Annotated in this window: 22 protein-coding genes and 1 tRNA gene; 8 read left to right on the top strand and 15 right to left on the bottom strand. The window is 70.7% G+C overall.

Features of this window, described 5'->3' with window-relative positions:
- Positions 1-6: 6 nt before the first annotated feature.
- The 4 genes from ACN263_RS23940 to ACN263_RS23925 all read right to left on the bottom strand — a co-directional run bounded on the left by ACN263_RS23940 (position 7) and on the right by ACN263_RS23925 (position 3575).
- Positions 7-720 (bottom strand): response regulator, encoded by a 714-nt coding sequence (locus tag ACN263_RS23940; RefSeq protein WP_422736566.1) that lies wholly within the window; start codon positions 718-720, stop codon positions 7-9.
- Positions 693-1892: a hypothetical protein gene (locus ACN263_RS23935; protein ID WP_422736565.1), complete on the bottom strand. Its 1200-nt coding sequence runs from the start codon at positions 1890-1892 to the stop codon at positions 693-695. Before ACN263_RS23935 ends, ACN263_RS23940 begins: the two co-directional genes overlap by 28 nt.
- Positions 1882-3060, bottom strand: coding sequence for a sensor histidine kinase (locus ACN263_RS23930; RefSeq protein ID WP_422736564.1), 1179 nt, complete (start codon positions 3058-3060; stop codon positions 1882-1884). The genes ACN263_RS23935 and ACN263_RS23930 overlap by 11 nt, the downstream gene beginning before the upstream one ends.
- A 119-nt stretch (positions 3061-3179) precedes the next feature.
- Positions 3180-3575: a VOC family protein gene (locus ACN263_RS23925; RefSeq protein ID WP_422736563.1), complete on the bottom strand. Its 396-nt coding sequence runs from the start codon at positions 3573-3575 to the stop codon at positions 3180-3182.
- A 116-nt stretch (positions 3576-3691) separates the two neighbouring features.
- Between ACN263_RS23925 and ACN263_RS23920 the strand changes: the two genes are divergently transcribed.
- Positions 3692-4711 carry a hypothetical protein gene (locus ACN263_RS23920; RefSeq protein ID WP_422736562.1) on the top strand — a complete coding sequence of 340 codons (1020 nt, stop codon included), beginning with the start codon at positions 3692-3694 and terminating at the stop codon, positions 4709-4711.
- A gap of 6 nt (positions 4712-4717) precedes the next feature.
- Here the strand turns inward: ACN263_RS23920 and ACN263_RS23915 are convergent, their stop codons facing one another.
- The 5 genes from ACN263_RS23915 to ACN263_RS23895 all read right to left on the bottom strand — a co-directional run bounded on the left by ACN263_RS23915 (position 4718) and on the right by ACN263_RS23895 (position 8070).
- Positions 4718-5611 carry a septum formation family protein gene (locus tag ACN263_RS23915; protein ID WP_422736561.1) on the bottom strand — a complete coding sequence of 298 codons (894 nt, stop codon included), beginning with the start codon at positions 5609-5611 and terminating at the stop codon, positions 4718-4720.
- Between the two features lie 92 nt (positions 5612-5703).
- Positions 5704-6216 (bottom strand): hypothetical protein, encoded by a 513-nt coding sequence (locus tag ACN263_RS23910; protein WP_422736560.1) that lies wholly within the window; start codon positions 6214-6216, stop codon positions 5704-5706.
- A 35-nt stretch (positions 6217-6251) separates the two neighbouring features.
- Positions 6252-7274 (bottom strand): hypothetical protein, encoded by a 1023-nt coding sequence (locus tag ACN263_RS23905; RefSeq protein WP_422736559.1) that lies wholly within the window; start codon positions 7272-7274, stop codon positions 6252-6254.
- Positions 7274-7771 (bottom strand): SigE family RNA polymerase sigma factor, encoded by a 498-nt coding sequence (locus ACN263_RS23900; protein ID WP_422736558.1) that lies wholly within the window; start codon positions 7769-7771, stop codon positions 7274-7276. The genes ACN263_RS23905 and ACN263_RS23900 overlap by 1 nt, the downstream gene beginning before the upstream one ends.
- Positions 7772-7839: 68 nt before the next feature.
- Entirely contained in the window at positions 7840-8070 is a 231-nt protein-coding gene (locus ACN263_RS23895) for a GntR family transcriptional regulator (protein WP_422736557.1), read from the bottom strand.
- 509 nt (positions 8071-8579) lie between these two features.
- On the opposite strand from ACN263_RS23895, the gene ACN263_RS23890 reads away from it, so the two are divergent.
- Together ACN263_RS23890 and ACN263_RS23885 are read left to right on the top strand one after the other, a co-directional pair.
- Entirely contained in the window at positions 8580-8903 is a 324-nt protein-coding gene (locus ACN263_RS23890) for a hypothetical protein (RefSeq protein ID WP_422736556.1), read from the top strand.
- 60 nt (positions 8904-8963) lie between these two features.
- Positions 8964-9197, top strand: coding sequence for a GntR family transcriptional regulator (locus ACN263_RS23885; RefSeq protein WP_421472799.1), 234 nt, complete (start codon positions 8964-8966; stop codon positions 9195-9197).
- 83 nt (positions 9198-9280) lie between these two features.
- Here ACN263_RS23885 and ACN263_RS23880 read toward each other — a convergent pair whose 3' ends face one another.
- Positions 9281-9784, bottom strand: a complete 504-nt coding sequence (locus tag ACN263_RS23880) for a hypothetical protein (RefSeq protein ID WP_422736555.1) — start codon at positions 9782-9784, stop codon at positions 9281-9283.
- An 80-nt stretch (positions 9785-9864) separates the two neighbouring features.
- On the opposite strand from ACN263_RS23880, the gene ACN263_RS23875 reads away from it, so the two are divergent.
- Positions 9865-10329, top strand: a complete 465-nt coding sequence (locus tag ACN263_RS23875; RefSeq protein ID WP_422736554.1) for a contact-dependent growth inhibition system immunity protein — start codon at positions 9865-9867, stop codon at positions 10327-10329.
- Positions 10330-10479: 150 nt separating this feature from the next.
- On the opposite strand, the gene ACN263_RS23870 is transcribed toward ACN263_RS23875, so the two are convergent.
- Positions 10480-11043 carry a dihydrofolate reductase family protein gene (locus ACN263_RS23870; RefSeq protein WP_422736553.1) on the bottom strand — a complete coding sequence of 188 codons (564 nt, stop codon included), beginning with the start codon at positions 11041-11043 and terminating at the stop codon, positions 10480-10482.
- Positions 11044-11307: 264 nt separating this feature from the next.
- Between ACN263_RS23870 and ACN263_RS23865 the strand changes: the two genes are divergently transcribed.
- A complete protein-coding gene (locus tag ACN263_RS23865) occupies positions 11308-11568 on the top strand; it encodes a DUF7660 family protein (protein ID WP_422736552.1) in 261 nt (86 codons plus the stop codon).
- A gap of 34 nt (positions 11569-11602) precedes the next feature.
- Here the strand turns inward: ACN263_RS23865 and ACN263_RS23860 are convergent, their stop codons facing one another.
- Positions 11603-11983 carry a VOC family protein gene (locus ACN263_RS23860; RefSeq protein WP_422740801.1) on the bottom strand — a complete coding sequence of 127 codons (381 nt, stop codon included), beginning with the start codon at positions 11981-11983 and terminating at the stop codon, positions 11603-11605.
- A gap of 212 nt (positions 11984-12195) precedes the next feature.
- The gene (locus ACN263_RS23855; RefSeq protein ID WP_422736551.1) at positions 12196-12564 is read right to left on the bottom strand and encodes a hypothetical protein; all 369 of its coding nucleotides are present in this window, start codon (positions 12562-12564) and stop codon (positions 12196-12198) included.
- A gap of 141 nt (positions 12565-12705) precedes the next feature.
- Here ACN263_RS23855 and ACN263_RS23850 point away from each other — a divergent pair, with 141 nt between their 5' ends.
- Together ACN263_RS23850 and ACN263_RS23845 are read left to right on the top strand one after the other, a co-directional pair.
- Positions 12706-13017, top strand: a complete 312-nt coding sequence (locus ACN263_RS23850; RefSeq protein ID WP_422736550.1) for a hypothetical protein — start codon at positions 12706-12708, stop codon at positions 13015-13017.
- A gap of 54 nt (positions 13018-13071) precedes the next feature.
- The gene (locus ACN263_RS23845; RefSeq protein ID WP_422736549.1) at positions 13072-14631 is read left to right on the top strand and encodes a hypothetical protein; all 1560 of its coding nucleotides are present in this window, start codon (positions 13072-13074) and stop codon (positions 14629-14631) included.
- Positions 14632-14635: 4 nt separating this feature from the next.
- Here the strand turns inward: ACN263_RS23845 and ACN263_RS23840 are convergent, their stop codons facing one another.
- Together ACN263_RS23840 and ACN263_RS23835 are read right to left on the bottom strand one after the other, a co-directional pair.
- The gene (locus tag ACN263_RS23840; RefSeq protein WP_422736548.1) at positions 14636-15187 is read right to left on the bottom strand and encodes a hypothetical protein; all 552 of its coding nucleotides are present in this window, start codon (positions 15185-15187) and stop codon (positions 14636-14638) included.
- 111 nt (positions 15188-15298) lie between these two features.
- Positions 15299-15371 (bottom strand) — tRNA-Arg (locus tag ACN263_RS23835).
- A gap of 157 nt (positions 15372-15528) precedes the next feature.
- Here ACN263_RS23835 and ACN263_RS23830 point away from each other — a divergent pair.
- On the top strand, positions 15529-16212 hold the full coding sequence (locus ACN263_RS23830; protein ID WP_422736547.1) for a hypothetical protein: 684 nt from the start codon (positions 15529-15531) through the stop codon (positions 16210-16212).
- Positions 16213-16394 lie beyond the last annotated feature (182 nt).

Raw genomic sequence — 16394 nt, 5'->3', positions numbered from 1 at the left:
CGCCCGTTAGGGGGTCGGCCGGTCGTGCGTCGCCTGTGACCGGTAGATGCCGATCTCCTCCGGGCGGACGAGGCCGTCCTCGATCGCACGGGCGAGCAGCGCCGCCTTTGTGGCTGCCGGTCGCCCCGCCCGGGTGTACTTGATCCGCGCGCGGTCGACGTACTGCTTCACGGTGTGCTCGCTGATCTGCATGCGACGCGCCACCGACGCCTTGGACATCGACTGGAACCAGAGCAGCAGGGCTTCCCGCTCCTTGTCGGACAGCATCGGCCGGTCCGGTCTCGGGTCGCCGACCATCGCCCCGGCCAGCGCCGGAGGCACGTACGGGCGGTCGCTCGCCGCGGCCAGCACGGTCGCCACGCAGTGCTCGCGGCCCTCGTGCTTGGCCAGGAACGCCACCGCCCCGGCGTCCAGCGCGGCGAGCATCGTCTCCGGGTCGGTGTGCTCCGAGTAGACCACCACCCGCCGCCCGGTGGCGCTCAGCTCGGCCAGCTTGTCCAGCGCCATCCGGCCGTGCAGTCGCAGGTCGAGCAGGACCACGTCGGCGTCCGGCGCGGCGCGCAGCACCTCGTCCGGATCGTCGCCGGTGGCCAGCACGGTCAGTCGCGGTTCACTGGCGAGCCAGGCGCGTACCCCCTCGACGACCACCGGGTGGTCGTCGACGATCGCCACCCCGACCGGCCGGTCACCGGTCACCCCGCCCACCGGGTCTGCGCCCATCTGATGTCCCCGTCCCGTTCGTAAAGGTGCTGCACCGGCCCGTCGTCCGGTTCCCTGGGCGGGCCGGTCGCGTCCGGTCCCTCCCGGTCCGGCGTGACGAGGCTGACCACCACCTCGTCCGGGCCGGACACCACGGTCAGACGGGCCCACCCCCGGGCGTCGGCGAGCAGGCTGGTGAGCGGGTCGGCCAACCGGCGGCGGACCTGGACCGGCAACGGCGGCGGGTTGCCGATGGCGACCAGGTCGATCGGCAGCCCGTTGCGTTCGGCCAGGTCGGCGGCGGCCCGTAGCTCGTGCAGGAGCGGGTCGGGCACGTCGTCGGATTCGGCGATCAGGCGGCGCAGCCGGGCCGCGGCCAACACGGACCGGCGCTGCACCTCCGGGTCGGCCGGGTCCGCCTCGCCGGCGGCCAGCTCGCCGAGCACCCGTCCGGCCGCCGCGCCCACCAGGGCGAGCCGGTCGCGGCGGTCCTGCCGGCCCTGCTCGGCGGCGGCCCGCTCGGCGGCGATCGTGTGCATCGCCGCGGCGGCGGCGGCCCGGTCCCGGGCCAGGCCGACGATTACCGCGCTACCGGCGAAGACTGCCACCGGCAGCGAGAACGTGCCGTAGACGTACATGGTGTAGCGGGCCAGGTCGGCCGCGCTCGGCGCGTACGCGAGGACGGCGGCGAGCGCGATCATCGCGTGGGCGCTCAGCAGCGCGACGAGCCCGCTGACCCGCCGCCCCCAGAGCGCGAGCACGAAGAACCAGCCGAGCGTGCCCCACACCCAGTTGGCGGCGGTGAACAGCTGCTGCTCGCCGACCGCGGCGAAGACCGCCGCGTCGACGGCGACCAGTACCCCGGCGAGCGGCCACGGCGGCAGCGGTGTGCCGCGCAGCAGCCGGACACCGGCCACCGCCCCGGTCACCGCGACCAGCACCCAGCCACCCACCACCACCGTGGGCGCGGCGAACTGCGTGCGGGTCGCCAACACCGCCGGCAACCCGATTGCGACGTGCCAGGCCAGCGCGATGGCGACGGCGACGATCCGGGCTCCCCGGTCGGAGGCCTGGGCCACGGCGGCCGGCGCGGCGAGCACCGGCTGCTCGGGCCCGTCGACCGGGCCGGGTCGAGGCACCGGCAGGGCACGGATGCCGGCGCGGTCCGCCGTCGCGCCGAGGTCAGCCGTCACCGGGCCACTCCAGTCGAATCCGGGTGCCGGCGCCGGGCGCGGAACACACCTCGGCCCGCCCGCCGACCGCCGCCATCCGCCCGTGGATCGACTCGCGCAGCCCGTACCGGTGCGCGGGGACGGTGGCCGGGTCGAACCCCGGGCCGTCGTCGACCACCTCGGCCACGACGGCGGCCGCGTCGCGGCTCAGCCGCAGCGTGGCCCGCGCGCCCGGGGCGTGCCGGACCACGTTGGACAGCGCCGCGTAGGCGCTCTCGGTGATCGCGTCGGCCACCCCGGCGGGTACCGCGCAGGCGGCCAGCTCCAGGCTCACCGGCAGCTCGGGCAGCCGGTCGGGCACCGTGCGCAACCGCTCGTCGAGCGGCACCGGCCCGTCGCCGGGCGCCGGGTTGGGGTCGGTCAACGCGACGAGGGTACGCAGGTCGGCGGCGCACCGTTCACGGAACGTGGCCGACGGACCGGGGACCGCGCCCAGCCCCACCATGGTCAGGGTGCCGAGCACCGTGTCGTGCAGGTCCCGGTTCTGCTGGCGCTCCGCCTCCCGGGCGGTCCGGGCGACAAGCGCCTCCCGGGTGAGCCGCTGGTGCTCGGCGAACGCGTGGTCGGCCCGACCGATCCGGCGGCGCATCACCGCCGTCATCATCGCGGTGCAGGCCGTCTGCACGAGCAGGGTGGCGGCGTGCGCCCGGGCCTCGGTGACGTTGCCGGCCGCCTGCACGCCCACCACGTACGTGGCGGTGACCAGCAGGCCGGCCGGGATCGACCAGCGGGCCCTGGCGGTGGCCTGCGCGTTGATCACCGTGGTGCTGGCGAGCACCGCGATCCAGCTGCCCTCGCCGGGCAGCACCTCGGGCGCCACCAGGCGGGGGATGAGCAGGCAGGCCGCCGCGGTGATCGCGATGTCACCGGCGACCAGCGCCGGCGTGATCCCGTGGCGTAGCGCGCGGACCGCGTACCAGAGCGACCACCCGGTCAGCGCGGCCACACCGGGCAGCAGCAGGGCCGCGTCCACCGGCGGGGTACGCACCGACAACGCCACGGCGGCGCCGACCAGTCCGCAGGTCAGCCGCAGCAGAGCCGGCAGGGTGGTGAAGATGAAACTGAACGCCCCGCCGGCCGGATTGTCGAGGGCGGGCGGTGGCATGGGCGGGGCGGCTGTCGCCGGCATCGGGAGGCGTCCTTCCGACAACGACCCGGTCCCGGGTCCGCACGGCGGAGATCGACATCGGAGAATAGCATGGCGGATGGTGAGCGTTCACCTACCGGATGCGTGGTGTCGCCTTGTCGTCACTCTGCGCTGCGGGGCTGGATCAGGTCCCAGCGGTTGCCGTAGAGGTCGACGAAGACCGCCACCGAGCCGTACGCCTCGTGTCGAGGCTCCTCCAAAAACCGTACGCCGGCCGCGACCATCCGGGCGTGAGCTGCGGCGAAGTCCTCGGTGTGCAGGAACAGGCCGACCCTTCCACCGGTCTGGTCGCCCACCCGCGCCCGCTGTTCGGCGGTGCTCGCCCGAGCCAGCAGCAGGGCAGTCTCCCGCGCCCCGGGAGGGCGTACGACCACCCAGCGTGAGCCGTCCGGGCGGGGCGTGTCCTCCACCAACTCGAAGCCGAGCCCGCCGACGTAGAAGTCGATCGCCTCGTCGTACTCGTTCACCAGCACCGCGACCAGTCCCAGATGTGCCATCAGCCCATTCTGCGCAACGGGCACTCCGGCGCCGCCGGGGGCGTCGGCGATGGTCGGCGACGTCACGCGGGAACCCCGGCGGACACCCGTCCGTCGTATGTGGCGGCGGAGAGGTGGTGAGCGGGATGCGCTCGGGCGGAACGACACTTGTGGCGACGCTGCTCGGCCTGGGGCTGTGCGGCCTGGCACTGACCGGCTGCGCCGGGCCGGGTGATCCGCCGAAGGGCCCGGGCCCGGCCGAGATCGCCGAGAACTGGACCTCGTGCGCCGAGATCGCGCCGCAGGCGGGCGTCCTGCCCGTGCCCCGGGGACCGGGGACGTCGCCACCGGCCGGCGGCGAGCCGCGCGTCGGACGGATCGACCCGACGTTCACCCCGGTCACCGCCGTGCTCTGCGGCCGCGACGTCGTGCCGGGGGCCGCCGGTGGCCGGGAGCAGGTGGCCGTCGAGCGCCGCGCCGACGACATCGGCCCGCTGGTCACCGCGCTGGGACTGGCCGACGAGGAACGGGGTCGGGGGGAGATCCGCTGCACGGCCGACATGCTGGTCCCGCCCTGGCTGGCGCTGCTCGACGAGAAGGGCCGGTGGCTGCGGCCGCACCTGCCGACGGACGCCTGCGGCAAGCCGCGCCCGGAGGTCCGCGCGGCGCTGGACGGACTGCGGCTGACCACCGTCGACAGCCGTACCGTCGGGCAGGTCGAATCCCCGGAGGCGGAGGCCGCCGGATGCGCGCAGCAGTGGGCGGACATGGTGTGGGTGGAGAGCACCCTGGGCCGTCCCGGCCGCGTCGCGCCCGGCGCCGCCGGCCCGAAGGTCGGGCCGCTGCGCCTCTGCGTCTACCAGGTGCCCCCGTCCGAGCGCGGCGGCGGCAAACCGGCCGGTGACTTCGTGTACGGCCGACCGCTCACACCCGAGCGGCAGGCGGACGTGCTGCGGGCCCTGGCCGGCACCCGACCGGCGGCCGACTGCACCATCCCGGCGTCCCGCTTCGCGGTGCTCCGGGCCGTCGACGACAGCGGGCCCCAGTGGTACGTGGAACTCGACGCCTGCCGGCGGTTCCTGGTGGTGGCGTCACCCGGTGGGTCACAGCTCGGGCAGGGCGACGCCGCGCTGGCGGCGCTGCTGGGGCCGAGCTGAGCCGCCCTACTGGATCGGCAGGGCCTTCGTGCCGCCGCCGGCGATCGACCGCTTGACCATGGTGCCACCGGACCAGTAGTAGCAGCGCACGCCGCGATCACCGCGCTCCCACAGCAGGCGGTTCGGGAAGCGGTACGAGGTGCCGGTGCGGTAGACCAGATTGGCGTCCACCGGCACCTTCGCGTACCGCGCGATGACCTTCCGGCAGGCCGCGTGGACGGGGTCCTGGTCCCGGGTCGCATCCGCCCAGGAGCGATCCGGGGCCGTCCAGGTGCCCGCGTACTCGAACTGGTGCCCGGCGGTGCAGGCGACCGTCCGCAGCATCTTCCACTTGTCTTCGTTCATGCATCCGTAGTGCAGCGGGGAGCGGCTGGCCAGGGCGTTCCGCAGCGAGCCGGCCCGCTCGATCGCCGCGTCACTGTCGCCGTTCGGGCCGCTGACCTCGTTCAACTCGTAGATGTCGCACCGGTACCAGCGCGCCCCACCCGACCAGGCGGCCGGCGACGCCGGCACGACCTGTAGCGACAGTCGGGCGTCGCGCCACTCGCCGGCCACGAACTTCTTGGCGCGGCTGTCACAGTCGGCAAAGGTCGACCGTAGCGTCGCCGACTCCGTCTTGGGCGGCGCGGTTCGGTCGGCGAGCGCGCCGGTGAAGGTGCCCACGTAGAAGGTCTCGACCTTGTGGGTCTTGGCGCAGTCGACGGGGGAGTAGCTGACCAGGTACGACGTGGCCGCGTCGATGAGGTGGCACTCGTCGGCCTTCGGGACGAACTGTTGCGCCGCCGCCATCGGCCGCCAGTCGTCGGCCAGGTCGCCATCGGTGCCGGCCGGCGTGCCGCAGCCCGCCAACGCCACCGTGATCAACGCAGCCGTGAGCGCCGCCCAGCCGTACCGTCGCATGTGTTTCTCCCCGTGCCCCCGTGTCGAACGCGGGCAGCATATGGCACCGCCGCGACGGACCGGCACCGGCTTACGGTGCGGTTCGGCCGGCCTTACCGCCACTGGTCGTCCCTCGTGCGGACGACGAGCACCAGCAGGACGACGCCGAGCGCGGCGAACGCGAGCCCGATCGGGGGGATCGTCCAGGTCATCAGGAACGACATCGAGCCGTTGGTGTGCCCGTTGGCTGCTACGAACTTCTCGGGAGCGGCCGGATCCACCCACAGGTCCATCGTCGGGCCGGGAGTCCGGTGGCAGCCGGTCCCGCCCGCGCAGGGAATCCACGTGCTGTACGACCTCGACCCGTACAGATAGGAGACCTCGATCCGGTCGATCCCGCTGCCCCGGCCGTGGCCCCCGGCCCGATCGGTGACGTAGGCCGTGACCGGCACGCCGTCCGCCCGCAGGCGAGTCGCCTCCGACGAGACGTGCCAGCGGTAGGCCCCCGCACCAATGGCCAGGCCCAACCCTCCTAGCAGCACGGGCAGCGCGATCAGCAGCACCCGCATGCGCGGACGCAGACCGGTCGGAGCAGGTGGCGGCGGTCGACGCCGTCGTCTGGACACCGGGCCATCGTCCACCGTGTGCGCAACGGTCGGCGTCACCAGGTGCCGGGGCGGTCGAGGTCGGGGGCGGGACGGTACCCGCCGAGGATCGTCAGCGCCTCCGCCTCGGTGTAGCCGTCCCCCCAGCCCTTGCGGAACGCCTCGATGAAGCAGGTTTCGACGGTCATCTCCACGACGTCGGCACCCTGTCGGCGGGCCCGGTAGGGGCCCGCGACGAGGTCCGCCGACCTGATCCGATGGCCCGGAGCGGGTTGCGCCCGGACTGTCAGCCAGCGGCCGGCGTCGTCGCCGACGACGAGCGAACCCTCGACAAAGGGGGCTTTCTCCGACCGGCCGAGGGTGATCGAGCATTCGAGCAGCCGTGCGCCGGCCGGAAGCGACTCCAGGCGGAACGGCACCACGCAGCGGCGAGCGCTGTCGAACCGCACCCGGCCCGCCGTCGCAATCGCCTCGTCGCTGGTGGTCGCGTACGTGTCCAACTGCGCCCAGAGCCCGTCGGCCGGCTGCCAGCGGACGAACCACAGCCGCTGGTCGCCGGACGGATCGAACCAGGCGACCCCGGGCCGGTCACCGACCCGCACGTCGGTCCGGGGCTGCGGCCGGCCGGACGAGGACAGGGTCTGCGGCAACGCGTCCAGCGCCGCGACGCTACGGGCCAGCGCGAAACGCGCCGAGCCGTCCGGGCCCCGGAACTCGACACTCTCGGAGCCCCGCCCCGCGCGCCACGTCGCGGATTCGGCGCCGTTCATGAGCGCGTCCGCCGAGAAGTGCACGGTGGTGGGGTCTGCGCCAACGGCCAGCCCGTTCTGCACGGTTGCCTCCGGCAGCAGGAGCGTCGTGGCTGCCGGCCTTGGGTCTCCGGCCGTCGGGATGGTGCTGACCAGCGTGGCGAGGGCGACACACGCCGCCGCCGTGCCCGCGGCGAGCAGCCCACGGCGACGCCGCCGCAGCCGGCGACCGCGATGCCGGGCCTGCTCGACGATGGGCGTCGGGTCGACGTCGCCACCGGCGCGATGCGCGAGCGTGGCGGTGAGCTGCCGATCGAGGTCGCTGACCATCAGAGGTCTCCTGCCCGTGCGAGGGTCGGTGCTTCCTGCCGTCTGCGCAGCGCCGTCAGGGCGCGCTTCGCGTGCGTGCGTACCGTGCCGGTCGAGCAGGCGAGGATCTCGGCGATCGACGTGTCGTCGAGATCCTCGTAGTAGCGCAGGACGATCACGGTGCGCTGCCGGGCCGGCAGGTCACGGACGAGCCGCCACAGCGCGTCGCGCTCGGCGACGCCGGCGGCCTCGTCCACGTCGCCCGCCCGATCGAGTACGTCCGCGACGCTGACCTCCCGGCTGCTGCGCCGACGCCACCACGAGTGGTGGGCGTTGACGAGCATGCGCCGGACGTAGGCGTCCGGCTGATCCGTCCGCGAGATACGACCCCAGCGGGCGTACGCCCGGGCCAGAACATCCTGGACCAGGTCCTCGGCCCTGTGCTCGTCGCCGGTCAACAACCGCGCGAGCCGCACCAGCGCCGAAGTGCGGGCGAACGCGTATTCCTCGAACGTCACGCCCTATTAACGCCGGGGCACGGGCCGCCCGTAGACAGCCGCTCGGTACTAGTTACGCGGCGGCATCCCTACCTGTCGCTGACGTAGGTCCCGCGCTGCGGCACGGTCATGACCAGCCCGCGTTCGCGCAGCAGGCGCACTGCTGCCCGGACCGTGCCGCGGGCGACGCCGTACTCCTGCTGAAGCGTGGACTCGCTGGGGATCGGTCGCTTCGGTGGCAGCTCGCCGGTCTCGATCCGTTTGGCGATCACGTCTGCGAGCTGCACGTACATCGGCGTCGGAGACAGCGGATCGATCATGAACGCAACCTATGGCACGTCCATGGACGTCTAGACCTGTGGTACGTCTATAGACGTACACATACGTATAGAGCTACGGTGGTGATGGAGAGGGTGGCAATCGGTAGGGGGTCGGATGCGAAAGGTTCGTTTCGATGACTATTTGCTGTCGACGGCACTCACCCTCGCGCGCCGTCACCGGCCGGCATGGAGTTGGCGACGTTTGCGCTACATATGCCGCTGTGGTGCGGAGCTGCCCTGCCACTCTCGTCACCGCATCCCCATCAATCGGCGCCACTGGCCGGGCGAGGACCAATGACGCGGCATGGACCGACCCTGCCTCTCTGGCCGTGCGAGACGTGCGACCGGCCCTGGCCGTGCCTAGCGCGACGAGAGGAACTGCGGGCCGAGTACGCGGAAGCTTCGTGCGCGCTGAAGCTCTACATGGGCATGTGCCTCGCCTCTGCCCGTCAGGACATGAGCTGGGCGCCGCCGGAGGCCCTTCGGCTCCGCTTCCTCGGATGGGTCCGGTGACCGCGTTCGAGGCCGGTGATCTCGTGTTGATCGGTCCGGAGTGCTCAGTGCAGTTCAGCGGGGACAGGGCGCTCCGCGTCCGGCTCGTGTCGATCGGCGCAGCCGACCCGTACCACGGCTGGGTGTGGTTGACCGGCTACGTCCTCGATGCGAAGGGCATGGCCACCGACAAGCGGGAGGTCTATGTGCGCAGCGCGGGCATCAGGGCTTGTAGCCCGGCGTCACCTCGGATGCGGCGCGTGGGTCGGAAAGTGCCCGGGCATGCGTCGCAGGCCCAGCGCAACGAAGAAGACCGTCCTACGACTGTGCTTTCGCAGTGATCGGTGATCCAGCGAGGTCTCTGCCTCACCTTCGAACTGACGGGGTCTACGCTGCCGCCCATGACGAGTCCGCTCAACAACATGCCGCTCTACCGGCAGTTGGCTGACCTGCTCGCCAAGCAGATCGAGGAGGGCAAGCTTCGACCCGGACAGCCCTTGCCGAGCGAACTTCACTTGCAGCAGACGTACGGCGTGGCGCGCGGAACCGTCCGGATGGCGATGCGCGAGCTGCGTGAGCGCGGTCTGGTCGTCACCGTGCATGCGCGCGGGACGTTCGTAGCCGAACAAGGTTGACCGCACCCGGCGTTGTGACCCGTGTGCCGGAGCTTCGGAGGGCCAACCCTCTCAGAGTTGGGTGACCTGGCGGCGGCTGGCGGCTAGAGACAGATCCAGCAATAGATGTTCTGCCCGCTCGCGCGTGCTCTGCGTGCCAGGCCAACGAACTCACGCAACCGCGACAGCATGGCCTCCGGCTGCGTGTCGCTGTAGTGGGACAGTTCTTCGATCCGTGACCACTGTTCCGCTAAGGGCGCCACGCGGTCATCCGGGATCTCGGCAAGCACGTCCCGCGCGCCTTCGCCCAATACCACGACCCATGGCCCTTCGTACTCACGGTCCTCAGCGGCACCGTCGGGCCAGAGGAGTCGTTCCCCGACAAGGTCGGAAGTCCATGGCACGTCGAGGGCGAACGAGACCACCTTGCCGAGGATGACGTTCGGATCGATGCCCTTGCCGTCCACAGCATCCTCGACGGAAGAGCCTCCCTCGCGTACCACCGGCTCGCCATCGGTGTCGGCCATCAGCTTTGCGACGGCCTCGTCGTCAGAAGCGCGGAAGTAGTCGTACAGGACACCCACAGAAGCCTCCCGGTCGGCTGTCATCTCGCCACCCTCAGAGTGACCGGGAGAAGGTACCGGCGGGCTGTGACATCTTCCGACTGGTCGTGTCTACCCTGAACACCGTGACAACGATCGAGGTGCTTGAGCGGGACGTTTGGCCGGATCCCGGTCCGGACGCCACCTTTCTTGTCACGCGCTGCACGCAGCTGCGGCATAAGCCGTTGGCTGAGTTCACGGTCGAAGACCTGAGGATCATGCTCGGGCAGGAGATCGGGGTGTCCGCCCTGCTGCCTCGCGCAGTCGACGTCCTGCTCCGCGATCCGCTGGCGGAGGGCGACTACTACCCGGGGGACCTGCTCGCCAACGTGCTGCGGCTACCTGATGCGGCGTGGTCGAGCCTACGAGTGGAACGGGAGCGGCTGACGGCGGTCTTGACGCAACTCCTTGCCGTACCCCCGTTCTCCGATCCCGACCTCAAGCCGCGCGACCCGGACCGCCTCCTTCGCGACGCCATCACGACGTTCGTCGGTGGCGCTGAGAAGCAGGATCGGCGCAGGTCGGTGCGCGGGCGCCGGCGGGCGGGGTGAGCACGACGAATCCGCGAGGAGGTGGCGCGGTCACCGTCCATCCCGTCCAGGATGATCATCGTCGGTTCACGCTCACCGAATACAGCGGGCCGGTCCAGCAGTACGCCGACCTGAGCCAACACCGCCCCTGACCCCGACAGAGGTACGGCCTCAGTTCTTGGTCTCGTACCTGGTCAGCAACACGCCGCCCGGGAAAGTCCGGGTCTCCACCAGGGTCAGGTTCACCCACTTGTCGAGGGCCGTGAAGAACGGTGTGCCACCGCCGATCAGGACCGGATGGGTGACGATTGCGTACTCGTCGATGAGCCCTTCCCGCATCGCGGCCGCCGCGAGGGTTGCGCCGGCGATGTCCAACGGACCGCCGTCCCCGTCCTTGAGCCGGGTGATCTCGGTGACCGCGTCGCCGGTGTGCAGACGGGCGTTCCAGTCGACCGTGTCGATCGTCGACGAGAAGACCACCTTCGGCATGTCCCGCCAGCGGCCGGCGAACTCGATCGCGGCCGGTGTGGCACCCGGCTGCTGATCGGCGGTCGGCCAGTGGGAACTCATCGCCTCCCACAGTTTGCGCCCGTACAGCGCCGTGCCGGTTGCCGCCACCCGGTCGGACCACCACTGGAACAACTCGTCGCTCGGCACACCCCACCCGAGGTCGTCACCGGGCGCGGCGACGTAGCCGTCCAGGCTCACGCTCATACCGAAGGTCAGTTTCCGCATCGTGCCAGCCTGCCGTACGTCGGTGCCCGACGGTTGGACCGGCACAATGCGGGAGAAGATCCTTCCGCCGGTTCACTACCAATCCCGAGAGGCGGCAATCACCACATCGCCCCCGGGACCAGCCACGAGTTGTGGTGGTTGATCGGGCCGGTGGGACAAGCCCGGTGACCTGCGGTGTTGGGCTGCCCTGGCAGGATTCGATCCCGTGGCGTTCCGATGAGAAGAACATCGAATGGTGGCGGCGGGGATGCAGCGGAGGCGGTAATGGCCGAGGACGACAACCACCCGCTGAAGCGGGTCGAGAGCCTGGACGACTTGGTCACCTTGCTGCGGTGGCTAGCTGATGATGTCGCTCGCGATCCAGACGCGGTCGAGAACATGACCACAGACCGCTACCTGGAGGCGTGCGCGGCGTTCCTCCAGGATCGAAGCCGCCTGCAGAAGCGGGCCGGCCAACCTCTCCCGGCGCAACCGACCTGGCAACTCGTCGCGGACGCCCTGCGTGCCGGCTGCTTCTACGAGTAGACGCTACGCCTTTCGCCGCAAACGAATGGAGTCGTCAGAGCTGCTGGACGATCTGGATCGGGTTGCCGTCCGGGTCGGCCGTCCACGCGATCAGCAGGCGGTCGAGCCACCGGTGCGGTGCGGCCAGGGCGGGGGCACCCCTCGTCGTGAGGGCCGCGTACGCGCCGGCGGTGTCGTCGGTCCAGAGGATCACCGCCGCCCGCTGACCCTGCGGCACGGGTTCGAGTCCGTGGTCCTCGCGCGTGGAGGTCACCGATGCGATGCCGATCTTGTAGCCGTCGAGCGTCAGGTCGATGTGGATCGGCTCGCCCTCGGTCGGCACCCGGAAGGTCTCGGTGAAGCCGAGACCGCCATAGAACTGGGCGGCGCGCGGGACGTCCTCGCTGAAGAGAATCACCTGAGGAGTTCGGAACATCGACACGTAGCGACGCTATCAGCGGACCCACGCCGTCGTGCGACGTCACGGTCGGAGGCAGGCTCGGCTGATGGATGACCGAACAGTCACCCGGGAGCACTGCGAGGGCCGGGCGTGGGGCGGAGCCCCTCGGTTCATCGGGGACTCCTGACGGCCGACGCGGCGTCCGTGCTCGCTTGCACTGGCGTGGATCAGAAACACCAGGAACAGGGTCAGGTTTCGTGACCGGCAGCTGGGCGTAGGTGTTCCCCCTGCGGGTCGTAGCAGACGAGCCCGTGGTCGGCGGCGATCTGCGCTGCTGCGGCGGAAACCTCGTCGGCCCGGTTGAAGGGGATCGTGAAGTAGACCATCGGGCCGGACGCCTCGTCGATGAGTCCGTTCGACAGGGGGTAGAGCTGGGCATCGTGGCCGTACAGGTCGGGCCAGCGCTCCGCGACGGCGTCGACGTAAGCGCGTATCCGGGGCGTGGGCGACAGCTCCTCGTGCTCGAAGTACCGCTGGTACAGCGCTTCGTACCGCTCGCCGGCCGCATCGTCGTCGGCGGGCACATCGCCCTCCCACACCGCCAGGTCATAGCTCATGCGGGGAAGTATGCCGGGCGCCGCTGGCTTTCTCCGTCCTCGACAAAGCAACCGTGGCTGTCATGATCGCCTGGTACCGCACCACGATGGTAAGGGTGCTGGTAGAGCGCGAAGTGCTGCTGCGGCATGGTGGGAGGATCGGTGGCAGTCAACAAGCGCGGCAGTAAGCCGATCGTTGTCGATGGCAAGGGCTATCGCTGGATCGTCCGCCGGAAGCCGACGTACAGCCAGGGTTTGACCTCCTCGCCACTCAGCTTTGCTGTTGAACGGACGGACCCGCCTGGCCGCGCGGTTCTCGTCGTCCAGGTGGCGTCACCCCATCCGGCCAACTGGATGAATGCTCCGTCGTCTCCGGTGCTGCCGTCGGCGGTCGCCAATGCCATACGACAAGCGCTTGACCTTGGGTGGCAGCCGGATCACCCCGGATCGCCTTTCATGCTGAACCTCGGGTGATGAGAACCAGGGACCGACAGGTGGCACCCGGTAGGCGCGTGGGAGCATCGATCGATGCTGCGCTATGACGAAGCGGACCTCACTGCCTACGTCACTGAGCACTGCTCCGGGGTAGCTCTGGCGTTGCAGGGCACGACAGACCAGGCCGCGGGCGTCGCGGCGCTGCGGCGTGCGGCTCGGGCGGTCAGCCGGATTCCGCATCCGGACGAGCCCGAGGATCCGTTGCCGAGCTGGTGCACCGTACTGATGGAGGACGCCGTTCCGGTGTTCCGCCTGGACCTCAAGGATGAGAGTCAGTACGCCGAGCAGGCCGTTCGGATCATCCTCGATGAGCTCGACGCCGCCGGCATCGACGGTCGACTCGAGCCCAGGAGGCCACCACGGCCGCCCTTCGACTATGACGCCCAGGCGGACATCTTCTCCGGTATGGCGCGGCTGCTGGAGTTGGACGCCCGAGGGCTGCCGCCACACTTTCCCGTCGGGTTCCCCGTACCGCAGGATGCCGTCCTTGTGCTCGCCGAAGAGGCCCGCGACGGCACCCGGGAACACGCCGCGTGGCGGCGCGCGGGTCGGCCATTGACTGAATACCTGGAGCGGTTGCGGGCCTTCGGATGTGACCTGGCCGCCGTGCCTGCGGCCGAGATCGCAGAGTACGTCGACAAGACGTGCATGGTCAGGTATTCGCTGCGTCGGGGCGGTGCGGGTGGCAGCGTTTCGCTCTATCACGATTGGCACGAGCACGGGCAGTCGCCGTCGGACTGGTACGTCAGCGTCGTCTGGCACACCGAACCGCAGAAGGCTTCGCCACCGCCGGTCGCCGCCGTCCGCGGTCTGGACCAGGTGACAGCATGCGAACTGGTGCCGGCATTCGCCGGACCCGAACATGTCATCAGGTGCGAGACGCTGCTTGCCATCAATGCGGCGTCGCTCGCCGTGACCACGGTGCACAGTGCCCTGCCAGCTCGCTGCCACCACGATCAGACCTCCCCACTCTGGCAGCATCGTCAGCTCGCCCCGCTGCTGCGTGGTCTGGACGCCGACCAGATGACGGTTACCCGCCACGTCTGCCTGACGACGATCTCCAACTGGGCGTACCACGGGATGGCGCGTCTGCCGCGCCTGTCCCTGGCCCTCGACGACGCCGGCCATCTCCACGCACCGGAGGTCCGGCAGGGGGTCGCATCGACACTGCAACCCGAGCAGACGCTCGAGACCGAAACCCTTCACGCGCTGCAGACCGCCGCGATCACACTGGACCCGCTGATCCAGGACCTACGCACCACCATCGCCGACCCCCTGACCCAGATCCTGGGCCAGCTCTCCGGGCACGAGGACGGCCGACCGCTCAGCGACCTTGTCCACGGCTCCGACGTGAAACTCCTCGAACGCGTCACAGAAGCTGAGCATGCCGGCATCCTGCAACGCGTAACGGGTGACGTGCCCGGAGCCGCGACACTCGTGCGCCTCACCCGTGCGGGTACCCACCAGGTCAACCTGGTGATGCGTCAACGTGCGGGCCGGCTCCTGAGAACCTTCGCGGACGTCAGCCCCGAACAGTTGACCGAGGCACGCGACGCCTGCTGGCACATTGCCTCGAACCGGCCGACTCCCTGATCCGTCACGGCTGGCTGTCGACGACGACGGTCATCTCGCTCGGATACCGCTCCAGGTCCGCAAGGTCGATCCAGTCTTCGCCCGGTCGGATTCGGTGAAATCGGAACGTGCCGTTGGTGTCGTTCGCCAGGATGATGCAGCGTACGGCTGGCGGTTGTGGTAGGGCTCGGACGAGGCCAAGCACGGCGTCAGCCACGACCATGCCGAGCCGGAGCAGTACGACTTGGTCGCCGGTGCGGATCTGGGGCTGCCCATCGTCACGGATGGTGACCTGTACCGGGGCGTAGTCCTCCAGATGGAAGCTGTTGTAGTTGCACTCGTAGCCGGTCAGATCCTGCCAGCCCATCGTGGCGACGGCGTCGGATGCGGAGGCTGGCGCAGCAGGCCATCGGTCCGTGTGGGCGGTGAAGATCAGAGCGCCTTCGTTGTCCGTGACTCCCGACGCGAGCAGGTTTTGCAGATCCTGGTCGAGGGTGCCGCTCAAGGTTGGCAAGCCGGTGGCTGCCAGTGGTTGTAGTGCGGTTGCGGCGGCCTCGTTCATCCGGATGGTGAGCACCGTCGCACCCTAGTGGCGGACCGCCACGCGTTGGAGTTGATCTCCTCGTCGGGAGGCCGTGCTGATCGATTCGACCGAAAGCGCCGAACCGCCGACCTGCGGTGGAGAAGGTGCGCCCGGCAGGATTCGAACCTGCGGCCTTGGGATTAGAAGTCCCCTGCTCTATCCGCTGAGCTACGGGCGCGCGGCGTGGAAGTCGCGCCAGAAGGGTACCGCCGACCCACCGCGCATCGGGTCGATGGGTGCCGCCTCCACGTTGCCGTGCAGAGTCTCACGAGGCGGCTCCGGTCGGCATCCGGGTTCCCGCGAGGAGGCCGGTCGTCTCCCCGTACCCTCGGCTGGTGTTGCTGGACCCCGACGCCGAGAGCAGCGTCGCCTACGAGCTGTGCCAGGTCGTCGGTCGGGCGATCCTGCCCTACCGCACGGCCGACGCCTACGGCACCGCCTTCTTCTTCCAGGGCGGCGACGACCCGGTGGGGGAGGCGCTGCTGACGGCGGCCGACCTTATCGGTGCGGCGGGCGGTGAGTTGGGCCTGCGGGCGAGCGTCACCGAGCCGGCCGGCGTCGCACCGGACGCCGTCGCGCAGGGCGAGATCGTGCCCGGTTGGTCGAATTTTCCGGGTGCCGGGGTCGCGGTGCTGCCGACCGCTGGCCTGCACCGCCACGCCGGCGACGGAGGCTGGCGGTGGCGGGTGCAGCCGGTACCGGCGGGGATCGCCGCCGGGCCCGAGGCCGTCGCCGACGCCAGCTCCGCCTTCGTCCTGGCCCATGGGGTACGCGAGGACGGCTCCCGCCCGCTGGAGGTGGCGATCGAGCGCGTGGTCCGGGACGGGGACGACGTGCGGATCACCACGGAACTACCCCCGGGGTACGTCGGCGCGCCCGTCTTCGTCGTGCGGGCCGACCCTGCGGGCGACGTGTCGCTGTACTGCCTCGGCCTGGTCCTGCCCGGCGTCGGCGGGCACCCGGTGGCGACCTTCGACCGGATCGCCGCCTTCCTGTCGGCCGCGCACGGCGACGCCTGAACCCGCTCGACCACTCAGTCACCGCCCGCCTTCGCTTCGGCGCTGCTGGGTCGCGCGCGTGACCGGCCAGTCGCACGAGCGCATCGGGGCCGCTGGGTCGCGCGTAGCCGGCCAGTCGCACGAGTGCGCCGGCGCTGCTGGCCCGCCGGTCGGGACAGAACAGTCGCGCGAACGCGCCGACG

The sequence above is a fragment of the Micromonospora sp. WMMD729 genome, assembly GCF_049315225.1.
Lineage (GTDB): Bacteria > Actinomycetota > Actinomycetes > Mycobacteriales > Micromonosporaceae > Micromonospora.
This window is presented reverse-complemented; position numbering and strand designations above follow the sequence as displayed.